Genomic DNA, 19,205 nt, shown 5'->3' with positions numbered 1-19,205 from the left:
CTCACCGCTCCGATAGATGCCGGGCGATGGTGCGCAGCGCGTCGGCGAAGTCCTCGGCCACCTTGTCGATGGTGGCCCTGTGGTGCACATTGCGTGAGAAGTACCAGGTGAAGCGGAGCCGGCCGGCCCGTACGGCGCCGACCACCTCCACCGGGTGCCCGGTCAGCTCGTCGGGCCGCTGCTCACGGCCGATCGGGTCGCCGAACGCGTGGTAGAGCGCGCTCTCCTCGGCGCGCTGTGCGTCGTCGGCCTGACCGTGGTAGTTGAACACCACCGCGGCCGGGGTACGTCCGGCGAGCGCGGCACCCGGGGTGCCGTCCGGGCTCAGCCGGCGCAGCGCCCCGTAGCCGAAGCCGTTCCCGGGCAGCGAGCGCAGCTGCCGGCGCACCGACCTGATGAGCGCGGGCCAGTCCTCCGTGCCCTCGCCCACGTCGAGGGCGACGGGGTACTCCGTGGTGAACCAGCCGACGGTCCGGGAGAGATCGAGGTCGTCGAAGAGCTCTTCCCTGCCGTGTCCCTCGGTGTCGAAGACGACCCGCCGCTCGCCCGTCCAGCGGGCCAGCACACCGGCCAGCGCGGCGTACAGCACCTCGTGGAAGCGAGTGCGGAACACCCCGGCGGACCGGCGCAGCAGCACCTCGCTGAGGTCCTCGGCCAGCTCCACCGTGACGGTCTGCACGGACTCCACCACCGCGGGGCCCGCGCCGTCGCGGGGGACCTCGGTACCCGGCGGCAGCTCCTGCCAGTAGCCGGTCTGCCCGTCGAGTCCGCCGTCGGCGACGTGCCGGGCGAGCCGGTGGGCCCACTGCCCGAACGAGGTGCCGGGGGCGCCCAGGAACACCGGTTTGCCGTCGCGGGCCTGGGTGTAGCCGGCTTCCAGGTCCGTCAGCAGGATCCGCCAGGAGACACCGTCGACGACGAGGTGGTGGGCGGTCAGGAACAGCGCGGGACGCTCCCCGGGCCCGAAGGTGAACAGCAGGGCGGCGACCTGCGGACCGGCCGCCAGGTCGAGACCGGCATCCGCCGCGGCGGCCAGCTCGTCCATCGCGGCGGCCCGCTGCTGCGGGGGAACCCGGGACAGGTCGTGCCGGCGCAGCACGTCCAGCGGCCGCGGGGGAGTGGCGTACTGCCGCCACGCGCCGTCCTCGTGGACGAAGCGGTGGCGCAGCGCCTCGTGGTGGCCGAGCAGCGCGGTCAGCGCGGTGCGCAGCGCCCCCTCGTCGAGGTCCGCGCGGAGCTCGACGAAGACCGACTGGGTGAAGTGGTGCGGGGCCAGCGGCCCGGCGGCGAAGTAGTCGCGCTGGACGGGCGTCAGCGGTATCTCCCCGCCGGTGCCGCCGTCGTACGCGACCGGGGCCGGCGCCGCCGCCTCCGGCTGTACGGCGGCCCGTTCCTCGACGAGCGCAGCCAGCGGCCGGATGCTCTGGTGGACGAACAGATCCTTCGTGGTCACCGCGAGGCCGGCCCGGCGCATGCGCTGGACCGCCTGGATGCTCAGCAGGGAGTCGCCGCCCAGCTGGAAGAAGTTGTCGTCGGTGCCGACCTGTGGCACGCCCAGCACGGCGGCCCAGATCTCCGCCAGCGCCCGTTCGGCGTCGGTGTCCGGTGCGCGGTACGCGGCCGGCGCCTCGTCCTCGTCCGGGTCGTCGGCCGGTCCGGCCGCCCGCAGCTCCGCCGTCCGCCGTGCGTCCGCCGCTTCCGCCTCGTCCGCCGGTGCCAGGTCGGCGAGCGCGCGGTGGTCCTCCAGAACCGCGGCGAGCAGCGCCTGCAACCGGCCGGCCAGCCGCTCGACGGTGCCGGGGTCGAACAGAGCGGTGCTGTAGCCGATCGCCGCCCGCAGACCGTCCGGCCCGTCGACGAAGTCGAAGCTGAGGTCATGGCTGACCTCCCCGCTGACGAACGGGACCTCGGTCACGGTCAGCCCGGGCAGCGCGGGCGGCGCCGACCGGTCCGTCTCCAGCCCGACGAACACCTCGACCAGGGCGTTGCGGCTGGGGTCGCGGCGCGGCCGCAGCACCTCGATCAGCCGGTCGAAGGGCACCTCCTCGTGCTCGAACGCCTCCAGGACGGTGCCGCGCACCGCGCCGAGGAGTTCGCCGAAGGTCCGGTTCCGGTCGACGTTCGAGCGCACCGCGACCGTATTGACGAACAGCCCGACGAGCCCTTCGAGTTCCTGCCGGCCGCGGCCCGCCGACGGGGTGCCGACGACGATGTCCGGCTGTCCCGTCCAGCGGGCCAGCAGCAGCTGGACCGCCGCGGTGAGCACCATGAACAGCGTGGCGTCATGGCGGCGGGCCAGCTCCTTGAGGCCGGCCGCCACCCGCGGCTCGACCTCGGTCAGCAGCAACCGGCCCGCGGAGCTGCGGACCGCGGGACGGGGCCGGTCGGTGGGCAGCTCCAGCGGGCGGACCCCCGCCAACTTCTCCCGCCAGTAGGCGAGATGGCCGTCCAGTGCCGGTCCGGACAGCATCCTGCGCTGCCAGGCCGCGTAGTCGGCGTAGGCGACCGGGAGCTGCGGGAGGGCGGGCGGCAGCCCGTCCAGCGCCGCGGCGTAGAGGACGCCGAGCTCTTCGCGGAGCACCGCCATCGAGCCGCCGTCGGTGGCGATGTGGTGGATGACCAGCAGCAGCAGATGGTCGCGGGCGCCGAGCCGGAACAGTTCGGCGCGCAGGACCGGCCCCTCGGTGAGGCTGAAGGGCCGGGCCGCGGCCCGTTCGACATGGCTGCGCAGCACATCGTCGCGCTGTTCCCCGGGCACCTCGGACAGGTCCGTACGGGCCAGGGCCACCTCGCCCGCGGGGTGCACGATCTGCTCCGCGCCGCCTTCGGTGGCCGCATAGGTGGTGCGCAGCGCCTCATGGCGGGCGACGAGACCGGTCAGCGCCCGCTGGAGCGCCGCGGTGTCCAGGTCGCCGTCGAGCCGCAGCCCGGTGACGATGTGGTACTCGCTGCTGTCCGGCTCGAAGTTGTGCAGGAACCACTGCCGTTGCTGGGCGGACGACAGCGGCAGCGGTGCGCCGCGGTCGGCCGGCTCCAGCGGCGCACCGGCGGCGGCCGAGGGGGCGTCCTGGCCCAGGACCGCGGCGAGCGCGGCCACCGTCGGGGTGTCGAAGAGCTGGCGGGGCGAGGGGGCGAGCCCCAGCGCGGCCCGGATCCGGGAGATGACCCGGATGCTGAGGATCGAGTCGCCGCCCAGCTCGAAGAAGTTGTCGTGCACCCCGACCCGTTCGACGCCCAGCACCTCCTGCCAGATGCCGCAGAGCACCAGCTCGGTGCCGCTGGCCGGCGGGGCGTACGGCCGGGCCGGGTCCTGTGCCCCGGCCGGGGCGGGCAGGGCCCGCCGGGCGACGGTGCCGCTCGGCGTCATCGGCAGCGCGTCCAGCACCACGTACGCGGTGGGGACGGCGGGCGCGGGCAGCCGTTCGGCCGCGAAGGCCCGCAGCTCGCCGGGGTCGGGGGTCCGGCCGGCGGCGGGCACGACATAGCCCACCAGGCGGGCCGGGCCGCCGTCGTCCTTGCGGACCGCGGCGGCTGCCGAGGCGACCGCGGGGTGGCGGGCCAACGCGGCCTCCACCTCGCCGAGTTCGACCCGGAAGCCGCGGATCTTGACCTGGTCGTCGACCCGGCCCAGGCACTCCAGATTGCCGTCGGCGCGCCAGCGCACCAGGTCGCCGGTGCGGTACATCCGGGCGCCCGGCTCCGGCGCGAACGGGTCGTCGAGGAACCGCTCGGCGGTCAGCTCAGGGCGGCCCAGGTAGCCGCGGGAGACGCCGTCCCCGCCGATGTAGCACTCGCCGGTGACGCCGGTGGGCACCGGGCGCATCCGGGCGTCCAGTACGTAGATCCGGGTGTTGGCGAGCGGCCGGCCGACCGGGACGAACGCGGCCTCGCCGAGCGGGTCGCGGCCGAGCTGGAAGACCGTGGAGTCGACCGTGGTCTCGGTCGAACCGTAGGCGTTGACCAGCACCGTTCCCGGTGCGAGCCCGTCGTGGATCTCGGCGGCGGCATCGGCGGGCCAGCCTTCCGAGCCGACCATCAGCACCTTCAGGTCGTCGGGCGTGACCCCGCGCCAGGTGAGCTCGGCGACCACCGCACGGGCCAGCGTCGGCACCGTCACCATCAGCTGGGCCCGGCTCTCCAGCAGCAGGTCGGTCAGCGCCACCTGGTCGGCGACGGCGTCCTGCGGACAGATCACCATCGTGCCGCCGAAGAGGGCGGAGAGCAGGAAGTCGCTGAAGAACAGGTCGACGGAGATGCTGGAGACCGACAGTGCCCGCGGCCGCAACGCGGCCAGCCCGTAGCGCCGGTCCCAGGCGTGCACCATGTGGTGCACATGCCGGTGCTCGACCATCACGCCCTTGGGGCGCCCGGTGGTGCCCGACGTGTAGACGACGTACGCCAGGTCCTCCGGTGTCGCGGTGGTCCGCGGCGGGCCGTACGGCAGCTGCGCCGGCACCGGCAGTTCGCGGTCCAGGCAGACGACGGCCGCGTCGTGTCCGGCCACCCGGTCGAGCAGCCGCTCCTCGGTCACCACGACCGGCACCGCGGCGTCCTCCAGCATCACCCGCAGCCGCTCCGCCGGATAGGCGGGGTCCAGCGGCACGAAGGCGCCACCGGCCCGCAGCACGCCCAGCAGCGCCACCACGGCGTCCACCCCGCGGTCCGCGCACACCCCGACGAGGGTGCCGGGCCCCACCCCCAGCGTGACGAGGTGGTGGGCCAGCTGGTTGGCGCGGGCCTCCAGTCCGGCGAAGGTCAGCTGCCGTTCGGCGTCCCGCACCGCGACCGCGTCCGGGGTCCGGGCGGCCCGCTCGGCGAAGAGCTCATGGATCAGCCGGGGCGGCGGGAAGCCGGCGGCGGTGTCGTTCCACTCCACGAGCAGGCGCTCGCGCTCCGCCGCGTCGAGCAGCGGAAGGTCGTCGACCGGGGTGCCGGGCGCGGTGGCGATGCCGTCGAGCAGCGTCGCCAGATGTCCCGCCATCCGCGTAACGGTCGCCTCGTCGAACAGGTCCGGGTCGTAGCCCAGGTTCAGATGCAGCTCGTCGGCCGCGTACGCGGTCAGGGTGAGCGCGTAGTTGGTGACCTCGTCGCCCTGGAACGTGCCCAGGCCGAGGCCGTACGCGGCAGCGGCGTCACCGTCGTAGGGGTAGTTCTCGAAGACGACGATGCTGTCGAAGAGGTTGGTGCCCGCCGGTACGCCGCTCCAGCGCTGGATCTGCGCCAGCGAGACATGCTCGTACTGCCGCGAGTCGAGCGCTTCGCCCTGGAGGCGCCGCAGCCACTCGACGGTCGGTGTGCCGTCGATCCTGGCGCGTACCGGAACGGTGTTGATGAACAGCCCGGCCATCGACTCGGCGCCGGGCAGGGTGGCGGGCCGGCCGGAGACGGTGGTGCCGAAGCAGACGTCGTCGGTGCCGCCGTAGCGCGCCAGGAGGACCGCCCAGGCGCCCTGGACCAGGGTGTTCACGGTCAGCCGGGCCGCCCGGGCGGCCTCGGCCAGCCGGCCGGAGCGCGTTGCGGACAGCCGCAACTGCACCTCACGGGAGGAGCGGGTGCCGTGCGCCTTGACCGGCTGCCGGTCGTAGGGCAGCGGCGTCGGCACGGTGAAGCCGTCGACCACCGACCGCCAGTGCGCCTCGGCGGCGTCCTGGTCCTGTTCGGCCAGCCAGCGCACATAGTCGCGGTACGGACGGCGGGCCGGGACGGTCGGCTGCGGGCCGCCGGTCAGGGCGGCGTAGCGCGCGCACACCTCCGACAGCAGCCCGGCGAAGCTCCAGCCGTCCATCAGGATGTGGTGCGAGGTCCAGTACATCTGCACCGCGGTGTCGCTCAGCCGGGCCAGGGTCAGCCGCAGTGCGGGCGCCGTCGCGAGATCGATGACGGTGTCGGTGCGCCGCTCCCACAGCCGGTCCAGGGCGGCCTGCCGCTCGGGCCCGGCCAGCGACCGCAGATCGTGGTGGGTGACCGGCACTTGGGCGCTGGAGTGCACCACCTGAAGCGGTTCGGCGACGTCCTGCCAGACGATGGCGGTGCGCAGCGCGGGGGTCCGGTCGACGACCTGCTGCCAGGCCGCGGCCAGCGCCTCCGGATCGCCGACCCCGTCGATCCGGACGCCGAAGTGCCCGGTGTACGGGTCGCGTCCGGCCTCGCTCAGCGCATGGAAGAGCATGCCGCTCTGCATCGGCGTGAGCGGGTAGATGTCCTCGACCGTGCGGCCGTCGCCGGCTATCCGGTCCACGGTGGCCTGGTCGAGGGCGGCCAGCGGGAAGTCGGACGGGGTGGCCCCGCCGGAGGTGGGCGCGGCGCAGTGCGCCACGATCGCCTCCAGCGCGGCCATGAAGTCCGCGGCCAGCCGTTCGACGGTCTCCGGGCGGTGCCGGGCCGCCGAGTACGTCCAGTGGAACTCCAGCCGGCCGCCGGTCACCTGGCCGTTGATCTCCAGCAGCTGGGCCCGGCGCTGGCGCTCGGCCCGCTCGGCGCCCGCGCTGTCCAGCAGCGCCCTGGCCAGCCCGCCGGGGCCGGCCGACGCCTCCAGCCGGCCGAGGTAGTTGAAGCTGACCTCGGGTTCCGGTCCCTCGTCGAGCGGGGTGGGGGGCCCGGCGAGGTGGCGCAGTGCGCCGTGGCCCAGGCCGTTGCGCGGCACCGCCCGCAGCTGTTCCTTGACGCTCTTGAGGACCGCTCCCCAGTCCCGCCCGTCCGGCAGCCGCAGGGCGACCGGGAAGACGGTGGTGAACCAGCCGACGGTGCGGCTGAGATCGACGTCGTCGAAGAGCTGCTCCCGGCCGTGGCCCTCCAGGGCCACCAGCACCCGGTCGTCGCCCGTCCAGTCGGCCAGGACCCGGCCCAGCGCGCTGAGCAGCACGTCGTTGATCTGGGTGCGGTAGGCCTCGGGCACCTGCCGCAGCAGCGCGTCGGTGGCCGCCCCGGAGAGCCGTACGGAGACCGTACGGGCCGATCCGGCGGTGTTCTCGCCCGCTTCCTCGTCGACCGGCAGCGGGGCGGCCTCCCGCGCCGCCTGCTGTACGCCCGCCCAGTAGGGGAGTTCGTCGTCCAGGCCGCCCTCGGCGACATGCCGGCTCAGCCGGCGCGACCAGTCGCGGAACGAGGTGGTCCGGGGGCCCAGGTCGACCGGCCGGCCGGCCGCGGCCTGGCGGTAGCCGGTCTCCAGGTCCGCCAGCAGGATGCGCCAGGACATCCCGTCGACGACGAGGTGGTGCGCGACGAGGTACAGCCGCGGCGGCCGGGAGCCGCCCAGGGTGAACAGCCGGGCGCGCAGCAACGGCCCCGCGGCCAGGTCGAATCCGCGCTGGGCGGCGTCGATGTCGCCCGCCATCGCGGCGTCCTGCGCCTCGGGCGAGGCACCGGACAGATCGACGTGGACGAGGAGTTCACCGGTCTCGGCGGCGGCGTGGTGCAGCCGCCACCGTCCGCCGTCGGACCCGGCGCGCAGCCGCAGCGCGTCGTGCTGTGCGGTCAGTGCGGTCAGCGCCGCGCGCAGCGCCTCGTGGTCGGGCTCCTCGCCCAGCTCCAGGTACAGCGACTGGTTGAACTGCTCCAGGCTGTCGCCCAGGGTGTCGAAGAACCAGTGCTGGATGGGGGTGAGCGGCACCTCGCCGGTGACCGGGCCCTGGTCGGGCGCGTCCTGCGGGGCGGGGTCGGCCGCCGCGACGGCCTCGGCGGCGAGATCGGCGATGGTCTGCCGCAGGAAGGTCTGCTTGGCGGTCACCCGCAGTCCGGCGGCCCGGGCCCGGGCCACCACCTGGAGGCTGAGGATGGAGTCGCCGCCCAGGTCGAAGAAGTTGTCCTCGACGCCGATGCCGTCGACCCCCAGCACCTCCGACCAGATGCGCGCCAGGGTCTCCTCCGCCGGGGTGCGCGGTGCGACCCGGGTGCCGTGGCCGTCGCGCCCGAGGTCGGGTGCGGGCAGCGCCCGCCGGTCGACCTTGCCGTTGGCGTTCTCCGGCAGCCGGTCCAGCACGACGAAGACCGAGGGCACCATGTGCTCCGGCAGCGCCCGGCGGGCGAACTCCCGCAGCCGCGCGGTGAAATCGGCGTCCGCCGGGCCGGAGGGCACGGCGTAGGCCACCAGGCGGCGGGTGCCCCGCTCGTCCTTGTGGACCGCGGCGGCCACCGCGGTGAGACCGTCGTGGCGGGAGAGCACCGCCTCGACCTCGCCCAGTTCGATCCGGAAGCCGCGCAGTTTGACCTGGTCGTCGGTGCGGCCCAGGTAGTCCAGGTCGCCACCGGGCAGCCAGCGGGCGCGGTCGCCGGTGCGGTACATCCGGCTGCCCGGCGGGCCGTACGGGTCGGCGACGAACCGTTCCGCGGTCAGCGCATGCCGCCCCAGATAGCCGCGGGCCAGGCCCGCGCCGGAGAGGTACACCTCACCGGGGACGCCGGCCGGCACCGGGCGCAGCCGGTCGTCCAGGACGCTGACCCGGATACCGGAGAGCGGGCGGCCGATGGGGACGGCTTCGCCGACCGCGTCCGGGTCCACGGGCCGGCTCATGCTGGCGCAGACCGTGGACTCGGTGGGGCCGTACGCATTGATCATGCGGTGGTGCGCGGACCAGGCGCGGGCCACCGCCGGCGGGCAGGCCTCACCGGCCACGATCAGCGTCAGGTCCTCCGGCAGTGTCCCCGGGGTGAGCGCGGACAGCGCGCCGGGTGGCAGCGTCACATGGGTGACCCGGTGCTCCGCCAGTACCTCGGCCAGCGGCTGGCCAGGCAGGATCCGCTCCTGGCCGACGACGACCAGCGCGCCGCCGGACAGCAGCGCCATCCCCAGCTCGGAGAAGGCCGCGTCGAAGCCGAGCGAGGCGAACGAGAGCACCCGTGCGCCGGGCCCCGTACGGAAGTGCGCCGACTGGGCCGCCACCAGGCCGTGGACACCGGCGTGGGTGACCACCACGCCCTTGGGGCGGCCGGTGGAGCCGGAGGTGTAGATGACGTACGCCGGGTGGCCGGGCAGCAGCGGGCCGCGCAGCTCATCGGCCGTCAGCGGGGCACCGGAGCAACCGTCGGCGGCGGTGCGGGTCGCGGGGTCGTCCAGCAGCAGGGCGGGCGCGCCGAACTCCGTGCCGCCGTCGAACCCGGACGAGGTCACCACCAGCAGCGGGCGGGCGTCCTCGACCATCAGACGGTTGCGTTCCGCGGGGTTCCTGGGGTCCAGCGGCAGATACGCCGCACCGGCCTTCTGGATCGCCAGGATCGCGGTGACCAGCTCCGCGGAGCGCGGCAGCGCCACCGCCACCAGCGTCTCGGGACCGGCCCCCCGCGCCAGCAGCAGGCGGGCCCACCGGTTGGTGCGGGCATCCAGCTCCGCATAGCTGAGGGCTTCCGCGTCGGACACCAGTGCCGCCGCGTCCGGGGTGGCGGCGACCTGCTCGGCGAACAGCTCCGGCGCGGTGCGCGGCGGCCGGCCGGAACCGGAGTGCGGCCACTCCTCGGTGACCTCGCGGTGCTCGGCGGCCGGCAGCACGGCCAGCTCCGCCACCGGGACGGAGGGCCGCAGCGCCAGGTTGTGCAGCAGGGTCAGCAGCTGCGCCGCCATCCGCGCGGCGGCGTCCGCGGCGAACAGGTCGGTGTTGTAGGTGAGATGGCCTTCGAGCCGGCCGTCGCGCTCGGTGAAGTCGAAGGAGAGCTCCATGCTGGAGGTGACCACCGGCGGCGGCACCTCCTCGATCCGCAGCCCCGGCAACTCGCTCGCCCCGGCCGGGGTGTTGTGCAGATTCACCGCGACCTCGGCCAGCGGCGGCCGGCTGGGGTCGCGCTCCGGGCGCAGCGCCTCGACGACCCGCTGGAACGGCACGTCCTCGTGCGCGAAGGCGTCCAGGACCGTGGTGCGTACGGCCCGCAGCAGCTCGGTGAAGGACTGGTCCTCGTCGATCCGGGACCGCAGCACCAGATTGTTGACGAAGAAGCCGATCAGCGGCTCGGTCTCCGGCCGGCCGCGGCCGGCCGCCGCGGTGCCCACCGCGAGGTCCCGCTGCCCCGACCGGCGCGCCAGCAGCAGCTGGACCGCGGCGACCAGCGTCATGAACAGCGTGCCGCCGCTCTCCCGGCCCAGCTCCTTGAGGCGGGCGGTGAGCTGCGCGGGGACCTCGAACGAGTGCAGTGCGCCGGCGCTGGTGCGCACCGGCGGCCGCTGCCAGGTCGTCGGCAGGTCGAGCGGGGCCAGCCCGGCCAGCTCCCTGCGCCAGTACTCCAGCCCCTCGCCCAGGCGTGCCGAGGTCAGCCGGTCGCGCTGCCACACCGCGACATCGGTGTAGCGCACCGGGAGTTCGGGCAGCGCGGCCGGTTCACCGCGCAGCGCCGCGGCGTAGTGGGCGGTCAGCTCGTCGAGCAGTACACCCATCGACCAGCCGTCGGTGACGATGTGGTGCAGGCCCAGCGCCAGGACGTGGTCGTCGGCGGCCAGCCGGATCAACTGCGCCCGCAGCACAGGACCGTGGCGCAGATCGAAGGGGCGCCGGGCCTCCGCCAGCAGCAGGGTGCGCAGTGCGGCGTCCCGCTCGTCCTCGTCCGCCGCCGACAGGTCGACGAGCGGCAGCGCGGGCCGTACGGGCGGGTGCACGGTCTGCTCCGCCCGCCCGTCGCGGGAGTCGAAGGTGGTGCGCAGCGCGCCGTGCCGGGCGACGACCCCGGCCAGCGCCCCGCCCAGCGCCTCGAGGTCGAGGCCGCCGCGCAGCCGCAGCACGCGCAGGGTGTTGTACTCGTTGCTGTCCGGTTCGAGTTCGTACAGGTACCAGAGGCGTTCCTGGGCGGGCGAGAGCGGGACCGGGCCCTCGTGCCCGAGGCGCGGAATGCTCTCCGCGCCGCCCGCCGCCGGGGCCCGGCCGGCGAGCCGGGCGCGCAGCAGCTCCTGTACGTGCGCGGGCAGGGCCGCGGTGCGCGCGGCGCGCGACGCCGGGGCGGTGGTCGGGTTCTCGGGCTGGTCCGCTTCAGAGCTGGTCATAGGGCGCCGCCTCCGACGGCTTCTTCCAACTGCGCCAGGATCATGTCCTCCAGGCGCTCGGCTAGGGCGGCGACGGTGGGGGCGTCGAAGAAGTCGCGGGGCGAGACCTCCACGCCGAACGCACCGCTCATCCGCGACATCAGACGCAGGCTGGTGACGGAGTCACCGCCGAGGTCGAAGAAGTTGTCCTCGACGCCGACCTGCGCAAGGCCCAGCAGTTCCGCCCAGAGGGCGGCCAGGGCCTCCTCGGTGGGGGTGCGGGGCGCGACCGGTCCTGCGGTGCCGCTGCCCGCCGGGTCCGGCGCCGGCAGGGCCCGTACGTCGACCTTGCCGGTCGGGCCCAGCGGCAGCGCCGGGAGCGTGACCAGCGCCGAGGGCACCATGTAGCCCGGCAGTTGGTCCGCGAGGGCGCGCAGCAGGGCGGCGGTGTCCGGGGCGGTGCCCTCCTCGGCCACGACATAGCCGACCAGCCGCTTGTGTCCGGTCTCGTCGTCCCGAGCGATCACCACCGCCTCCGCGACACCGTCCTGTTGCAGCAGGGCGCTCTCCACCTCGGCGGGCTCGACCCGGTAGCCGCGGATCTTGACCTGGTTGTCCACCCGCCCGGCGAACTCCAGCCGCCCCTGCGGGGTCCAGCGCACCAGGTCACCGGTGCGGTAGAGCCGGCCTCCGGGCGGGCCGAACGGGTCGGCGACAAAGCGCTGCGCGGTCAGGTCGGGGCGGTCCAGGTAGCCGCGGGCCAGGCCCGCGCCGCCGATGTAGAGCTCACCGGTGACCCCCACCGGGACCACCGCCAGCCGCTCGTCGAGCACATAGAAGCGGGTGTTGGGCACCGGCGGTCCGAGCGGCACCCGCCGCTCGGTGGCCTGCGGATCGACGCGGTGCAGCGCCACGGACAGGGTCGCCTCGCTGGGCCCGTAGATGTTGAACAGCCGCCGCCCCCGGGCCCATTCACGGGCGAGTTCGGGCGCGAGCACGTCCCCTGCGAGGCCCAGGCTGCGTACGCCGGGCAGCGCCGCCGCATCCAGCACCGACGCCACCGCGGGCGGCAGGGTCAGCGCGGTGACCGACTCGGCGCGCAGCTGTTCGGTGAGCCGGGCCGGGCTCTGCCGGGCCTCGGGATCGGCGATGACGAGGGTGGCGCCGGAGGCCAGCGTCAGGAAGACCTCCCAGACGCCGCCGTCGAAGCTCATTGTGTAGAACTGGAGCATCCGGCTGTCCGGGCCGAGACCGTACAGCCGCACGGCCTCGGTGACGATGTTGAACAGCGAACGGTGCTCCACCATCACGCCCTTGGGACGCCCTGTCGAGCCCGAGGTGTAGGTGACGTAGGCCAGGTCACCCGCCTCGCCGACGGGCTCCGGTGCGGTGGCGGGGTGCGCCTCGACGGCCGCCAGATCGCGGTCCAGGCACACCACCGTGGCGTCCGCCGGCGGCAGGGCGGCCAGCAGGTGCTCCTGGGTGAGCAGGACCGCGGGCCGGGACTCGGCCAGCATGGCGGCCAGCCGCTCCGCGGGGAACTCCGGGTCGAGCGGCACATACGCGGCGCCCGCCTTGAGCGTGCCGAGGATGGCCACCACGACCTCCGCACCGCGCTCCACGGCGATGCCCACCAGCGCCTCCCGGCCCACCCCCGCGGCCCGCAGATGGTGCGCCAGCTGGTTGGCCCGCCGGTCCAGCTCGCCGTATGTCACCCGGCGTTCGCCGTCGACCACGGCCACGGCGTCCGGCCGGGCCGCGGCCCGGTCCGCGATGACTTCGTCCAGCCGGCGGTCGACCGGGTACGCCGAGGCGGTGTCGGTCCAGCTCTCCACGAGGGTGTGCCGCTCGTCCGCGGTGAGCATCGGCAGCTCGCCGACCCGGCGGCCGGGGTCCGCGGCGGTCTCCGCCAGCAGCGTGCGCAGATGCCCGGCCAGCCGCTCCACCGTTCCGGTGTCGAAGAGCGCGGTGTCGTAGCGCAGCTGCACGGTCAGCTCGTCACGGGCGTAGACGATGGCGTTCAGCGGGTAGTTGGAGGTGTTGCTGGCCTCGATCGCGTCGAGCCGCAGCCCGTACTTCTGGGCGATGCCGAAGTCGACGGGGTAGTTCTCGAAGGCCAGCACGCTGTCGAAGAGTCCGCCGTGCGCCCGCTCCGGCGCCCACCCCTGTACCTGGGCGAGGGAGACCTGCTCATGGGTACGGGCCTCGGCCTGTTCGTCCTGGACGCGGCGCAGCCAGGCCAGCAGACCGGCGTCCGGGTCGACCTCGACCCGCACCGGCAGGGTGTTGATGAACAGTCCGATCACCCAGGCGGCACCGGCCAGTTCGTCGGGCCGGCCGGCGACCGTGGCGCCGAAGAGCACATCCCGCTCGCCGCTGTGCCGGGCGAGCAGCAGCGCCCACAGGCCCTGCACCACGGTGTTCAGGGTGACGCCGGCCTGCTTGGCCACGTCGCCCAGCCGGGCGGTCTCCGCGGCCGGCAGCCGCACCTCCAGCTCGGCGTCCGGGGCGGCCTGGTGGGCGTCGCTGCGCGGCCGGTCGTACGGCAGCGGGGTGGGCGACTCCCGGCCGGTGAGCGCCGCGCGCCAGTACGTCTCGGCGGCGGCGTCGTCCTGCGCGGCGAGCCAGGCGACGAACTCGGCGTAACCGTGCCGCTGCGGCGCCTCGTACGGAACGCCGTCGGCGAGCCCGGCGTACTCACCCAGTACCTCGGCGAGCACCTGCATGGCGCTCCAGCCGTCCAGCAGCAGATGGTGGAACGTCCACACCAGCCGGATCCGGTCGCCGCCCAGGCGGGCCAGGGCGAGCCGCATCAGCGGTGCGGTGTGCAGATCGAGGCCCCGCGCACGGTCCTCGGCGACGAAGCGGTCCAGCGCCGCGCGCTGCCCGGCCTCGTCCAGCTCCGACCAGTCCAGCCAGGTCACCGGGATCCGTACGCCGGAGCGGACGACCTGGAGGGGTTCGGCCGACCCCTCCCAGAACAGGTCGGTACGGAGCACCGGGGTGCGGTCGGCCACCCGCTGCCAGGCCTCGGCGAGCAGCTTCGGCTCGCGGATGCCCTCCAGGGCGAAGTGGAAGTGCTCGACGTACAGGCCGCGTTCGGTGTCCATCAGGTTGTGGAAGAGCAGCCCGCTCTGCATCGGCGTCAGCGGGTAGGCGTCCTCGGCCGGGCCGCCGGCCGCGTTCAGCCGCTGCACCCCGTCCGCAGCCAGGCCGCTCAGGGCGAACGCCCGGCCGGCCTCCTCGCGGCCCGCGCCCGCGGCGTCCCGCTCCACCGTCACCACCGGGCTCAGCGCCGCGATGGTCTGCCGCTGGAAGAGGTCCCTGGAGGCCATCCGCAGCCCGGCCTGGCGGGCCCGTACGACGGCCTGGAGTCCGGCGATCGAGTCGCCGCCCAGGGTGAAGAAGTTGTCGTGGATACCGACCCGTTCGACGTCGAGCACCTCGGCCCAGATGGCGGCCAGCGCCTCCTCGACCTCGTTGCCGGGCGCGACATAGGCGGCGTCGCCCCCCGCGGCCGGCGCCGGGTCGGGCAGCGCCCGCCGGTCGATCTTGCCGTTCGCGGTCAGCGGCAGCGCGTCGAGCAGCACGAAGGCCGACGGAACCATGTACTCCGGCAGCGCGGCCGCCAGATGCCCGGCGAGCTCCCGCGGGTCCGGCGCGGCACCCCGGTCGGCGACCACGTAGGCCACCAGCGACCGGCGTCCCGGGGAGGGCTCGCGGACCGTGACGAAGACCTGGGCGATGCCCGGGTGGCGGGCCAGCACACTCTCGATCTCGCCGAGTTCGATGCGGTAGCCGCGCAGTTTGACCTGGTTGTCGGCCCGGCCGAGGAAGTCCAGGGTGCCGTCCGGCAGCCAGCGCACGATGTCACCGGTGCGGTACATCCGTGCTCCGGGCGGCCCGAAGGGGCAGCCGACGAACCGCTCGGCGGTCAGATCGGGGCGGCCGTGATAGCCGCGCGCCAGACCTTCACCGGCGAGGTACAGCTCACCGGGCACCCCGACGGGGACCGGGGACAGCCGGTCGTCGAGGACATAGGCGGCGGTGTTGTACAGCGGAGCGCCGATGGACGGCAGCCCGGCGGGCGCGGAGGGGCCGAGGGGTTCGACCACCGCCGTGGTGGCGGCCACCGTCGCCTCGGCCGGCCCATAGGCGTTCACCAGCGTGAAGGGCAGCCCGGGCTGCGGCCGGCGGCGCAGCGAGTCGCCGATGACCAGCACGGTCCGCAGCCGGGTGGTGGCGATCGCCGGTACGTCCAGCAGGGACTCGATGCGCGGGGTCGGCAGATAGGCGACCGTGGTGCCGGTCGCGGCGAACCACTCGACCAGCGCCGTCGGATCGTCCAGCGTCTCCTGGTCGGGCTGGTCCACCCGTGCGCCCACGCACAGATACGGCCACACCTCGCCGACCGCCACATCGAAGGCCAGCCCGACGACCGAGGACGCCCGGTCACCGGGGCCGATGTCCAGTGCGTCGTTGTGCCAGGCGCAGTAGTCGGTCAGCGCGCTGTGCGGCACCGCAACGCCCTTGGGCCGGCCGGTGGAGCCCGAGGTGTAGACGAGGTACGCGAGGTCGTCGGGACCGGTCGCCACCTGGGGGTCGTGCCCGGGCAGGGCGGCGAGGTCCGGGGCGGCCGCGTCGAGGTCGATGACCGCCGCCCGGGTCGCCGGGAGCCGGCCGGCCAGCCGGGCGCAGCTCAGCACCACCGGGGTGCCGGTCTCCTCCAGCAGCTGACCGAGCCGCGCCGCCGGGGTGTCCGCCGCGGTCGGCACATAGGCGCCGCCGGCCTTGAGCACCGCGAGCATCGCCACCACCAGCTGTGGCCGGCGGTCCAGGTGCAGCACGACGGGCGTGCCCCGGCCGACGCCCAGCGCGGCCAGGTAGTGCGCCAACTGATTGGCGCGGGTGTCGAGCTGGGCGTAGGTGAGGGTCTCTTCGGAGTGGGTGACGGCGAGTGCGTCCGGGGCCCGGCGGGCCTGCTCGGCGAACTGCCGGTGCACACCGAGCGTCGTGGGCAGCGCGGTGGTGGTGTCGTTCCAGCCCGTCAGCAGGGTGTCGCGTTCGTCGGCCGGCAGCAGCGGCAGATCGTGCAGCTGCGCCTGCGGTGCCGTACGGACGGCGTCCAGCAGCACCCGCAGATGGCCGGAGAGCCGTTCGACGGTGGTGGCGTCGAACAGGTCGGTGTTGTACTCGACCATCACGTCCAGCGCACCGGCCCGCTCGGTGAACTCCACCGTGAGGTCGAAGATCGCGGCCGGCCGCGGCAGCGCGACGGTTTCGGTGCGCAGCCCGGCGAACTCCTCGGCGCCCGCGGGGGCGTTCTGGAGCAGCAGCATCGCCTGGATCACCGGGGTGCGGCTCGGGTCGCGCTCGGCACCCAGGGCGTCCACGACATGGTCGAACGGCACGTCCTGGTGCGCGAAGGCGCCCAGCACCGTCTCCCGCACCTCGCCGAGGAACGCGGCGAACGGCAGCTCGCCGCGCACGTCGGAGCGCAGCACCACGGTGTTGATGAACGAGCCGACCAGCCGCTCGACCTGGGGGTGGTCGCGGCCGGAGACGGCGGTGCCCAGGGCGATGTCCCGCTGCCCGGAGTAGCGCGCCAGCAGGATCTGCACCGCGGCGGTCAGCGTCATGAAGAGGGTGGCGCCGTGCGCGGCGCTGATCTCCTTCAGACCGGCGACGAGGCGGCGGTCGAGGGTGAAGCGGTGTGCCGCACCGGCCGAGGTCTTCACCGCGGGCCGGGGCCGGTCGGTGGGCAGTTGCAGCGGTGCCACCCCCGCCAGCCGGTCGCGCCAGTAGGCGAGCTGCGGCACCGTCCGGCCGTCGTCCGCGGTGGTGCGCTGCCAGGCGGCGTAGTCGCCGTAGCGGACCGGCAGTGGCTCCAGTTGGACGGGCACGCCGCGGTGGGCCGCGTCGTAGCGCAGGCTCAGCTCGTCGGCGATCAGGCCCATCGACCAGCCGTCGGTGGCGAGGTGGTGCACCCCGATCACCAGGACGTGGTCGCGCACGCTGCGGCGGATCAGCAGCACCCGCAGCACCGGCCCGGCGGCCAGGTCGAAGGGCCGGGCGGTCTCCTCGGCCAGCAGCCGCCGCTGGGCGGCCTCCTGCTCCTCGCCGGCCAGCGCGGACAGGTCCTCGACGGTCAGCGGCAGCGGCCCGCCCTCGGGCGGCGCGATCACCGCGTGGGGGCGGCCGTCCTCGGACACCACGGTCGTGCGCAGCGGCTCATGGCGGGCGATCAGCCCGGCCAGCGCGGTGCGCAGCGCCGCGGTGTCGAGGGGGCCGCGCAGCCGCAGCGCCGCGTGCACGTTGTACTCGGCCTCGCCCGGGTGGAGTTCATGGAAGAGCCAGAACCGCTGCTGGGTGAAGGACAGCGGCAGCGGGCCGGTGCGCGGTGCGGCCGGTATGTGCGCGTCCCCGCCGGTGGCGGTATCCCCGCGGTGCCGGGCCAGTGCGCGGACGGTGGGGGCGGCGAAGAACTCCGCGGCCGACAGCCGCAGCCCCAGCGCGGCCCGCATCCGGGACAGCACCCGCACCACGGACAGCGAGTCGCCGCCGAGCTCGAAGAAGTCGTCCTGGGCGCCGACCTGTTCGGCGCCCAGCACCTCGCGCCAGATGGCGGCCAGCGCCTCCTCGGTGGCGCCCTCCGGTGCCGTGTACGCGGCATCGACGCTGTCCTGGCGGGTCGGCGCGGGCAGCGCCCGGCGGTCCAGCTTGCCGTTGGCGGTCAGCGGGAAGGCCGCCATGGTGTGGAAGGCGGTCGGGATCATATAGCCGGGCAGCCGGGTGGCCAGCGCGGCGCGCAGCCGGGACGGGGTGGGGCGGCCGGTGCCGGACGGCACGACGTACGCCACCAGCCGGCGTTCCCCCGACTCCTCGTCGCGGACCACGACGGCGGCCTGGTCGACCGACGGGTCCTGGGCCAGCGCATGGGAGATCTCGCCCAGTTCGATCCGGAAGCCCCGGATCTTGACCTGGTCGTCGCTGCGCCGCAGGTACTCCAGGCCGCCGTCGGACAGCGGCCGCACCAGGTCGCCCGAGCGGTACATCCGGGCCCCGGGCGGGCCGAACGGGCAGGCCACGAAGCGCTCCGCGGTCAGGCCCGGACGGCCTGCGTAGTTACGGGCGAGCCCCGGCCCGGCCACGTACAGCTCGCCCTCGGCGCCCACGGGGACCGGCCGCAGCTCCTCGTCGAGGACGTGGAAGGTCAGATCGGGGATGGCCACGCCGATGGCGCTGCCGGCGGCGCTCGCCGCGCCCTCCCGGTCCAGTGCGAGGAAGGAGGAGTGCACGGTCGTCTCGGTGATGCCGTACATGTTGACCAGCGTCGGCGCGTCGTCCGCATGCCGCTCGTACCAGTCGGCGAGCTTGCCGAGGTCCAGCGCCTCGCCCGCGAACACGACGTAGCGCAGCGCGAGTTGGGCGCCGAGCTCGGGGTTCTCCCGGTCGGCGGCCATCAGCTGGTAGAACGCCGACGGCGTCTGGTTGAGGACGGTGACCCGCTCGTCGACCAGCAGCCGCAGGAAGTCGGCGGGGGCGCGGGTGGTGGCGTGCGGGACGACCACCAGCTTTCCGCCGTGCAGCAGCGCGCCCCAGATCTCCCAGACCGAGACGTCGAAGGCGAAGGAGTGGAACAGCGGCCAGACGTCCCGCTCGTCGAAGCCGTACCAGTGGGCGGTGGAGGACAGCAGCCGCGCCACATTGCTGTGCGGGACGACCACGCCCTTGGGCCGGCCGGTCGAGCCGGAGGTGTAGATGACGTACGCGGGGTTCTCCGGGGACCGCGGGACGGGCCCGGCGGACGGGGCGGACGTCGGCTGCGCCGCGGCCGCCGCCCGCTCCCAGTCGTCCATGGCCAGCCAGTCCGTGCCGGGCGCGGTGCCCGACCCGGCCAGGCCGTCGCGGATGCCGGCGGTGGTGACGGTTGTCACCGGGCGCGCGTCGCCGAGGATGTAGCCGATCCGGTCGGCCGGGTACTCCGGGTCGATCGGGACGTACCCCGCACCGGACTTCAGTACCGCGAGGATGGCCACGACCAGGTCGGCGGAGCGGGGCAGCAGCAGTGCGATGAACCGCTCCGGGCCCGCGCCGCGCTCGGTCAGCACGGCGGCGAGGCGGTCTGCGCGGGCGTCGAGCTCGCGGTAACTCACCGCCCGGCCCTCGAAGACCACCGCGGTACGGTCCGGTGTCCTCAAGGCCTGCTCGGCAAACAATTCATCCAGGCGGCGATCGCGCCACTCACCCATGGAAAACCCCCTCAGCC

General features: G+C 74.5%; 1 protein-coding gene and 1 pseudogene. Both read right to left on the bottom strand.

What is annotated here, in order from left to right:
- Position 1: 1 nt before the first annotated feature.
- Positions 2-10,957 carry an amino acid adenylation domain-containing protein gene (locus tag ACZ55A_RS25500; RefSeq protein WP_468844318.1) on the bottom strand — a complete coding sequence of 3,652 codons (10,956 nt, stop codon included), beginning with the start codon at positions 10,955-10,957 and terminating at the stop codon, positions 2-4.
- A pseudogene (locus ACZ55A_RS25495) lies at positions 10,954-19,173 on the bottom strand (amino acid adenylation domain-containing protein); the annotation flags it as partial. The gene ACZ55A_RS25500 and the pseudogene ACZ55A_RS25495, both read right to left, overlap by 4 nt.
- Between the last annotated feature and the right edge of the window lie 32 nt (positions 19,174-19,205).

The sequence above is a fragment of the Streptomyces sp. NPDC034111 genome, assembly GCF_055575375.1.
Note: the sequence above shows the minus strand (reverse complement) of the source record. Positions and strands in the feature narration are given on the sequence as shown.